General features: G+C 73.9%; 2 protein-coding genes. Both read left to right on the plus strand.

Annotation, left to right across the window (positions count from 1 at the left end):
• Window positions 1–341: hypothetical protein (locus AC1DWF_RS36785; RefSeq protein WP_476843363.1), on the plus strand; the 341-nt coding region annotated here is incomplete at its 5' end.
• Between the two features lie 42 nt (window positions 342–383).
• Window positions 384–586, plus strand: a 203-nt coding sequence (locus AC1DWF_RS36790; protein ID WP_476843364.1) for a hypothetical protein, incomplete at its 3' end; no start/stop codon positions are given.

Raw genomic sequence — 586 nt, forward strand, 5'->3', positions numbered from 1 at the left:
ACCTAACCATGCGTTGCATCGCCCTCACGCTCCTCGCCTTTGCCATGGCCGGACCGGCCTGGTCCCAGCAGCGCGTGGTCGTGGTTCCCGCCGGGGCCGATGTGGTGGTACCGGCGCGTGGCGCCGCCGGTCCGCGGCTGGTGAACGCGCCGCGCCCCCGGATCCCGTCGCGCAACCTTGCGAGTGCCCGGCCCATGCTGGAGAGCGGCAGCGCGCTGGGCGGTTCCGGGCTGGCCGCGCCAGCGCTGGTCATGCTGCCGATCGCGGCCCTTGCCGCGGCGGCCGCCTCCATGCCCGGCGGTGGCAACGGCACCACCTCCGCCCCCGCCCGCACGCGCTGAGCCCTTAATCCCTGCGAAAGCCTTTCGCGCGACACTGCGCGGATGGCGCCGCTCGACCAGCCCCATGCCGATACCCACACGGCCTTCCGTGGCTTGCTGGCGGAGCGCGTGGCGCTGGCCAGTCGGCCGGATGCCGCGCCGGAGCTTCTGGTCCTGTTGGCGGCCGACGAGGCCGAAGCCGTACGCCGCACCGTCGCCGAGAACCCGGATGCGCCCTCCCATGCCGATCGCCTGCTGGCCCAAGA

The sequence above is a fragment of the Aminobacter sp. P4_D5 genome (assembly GCF_056401815.1).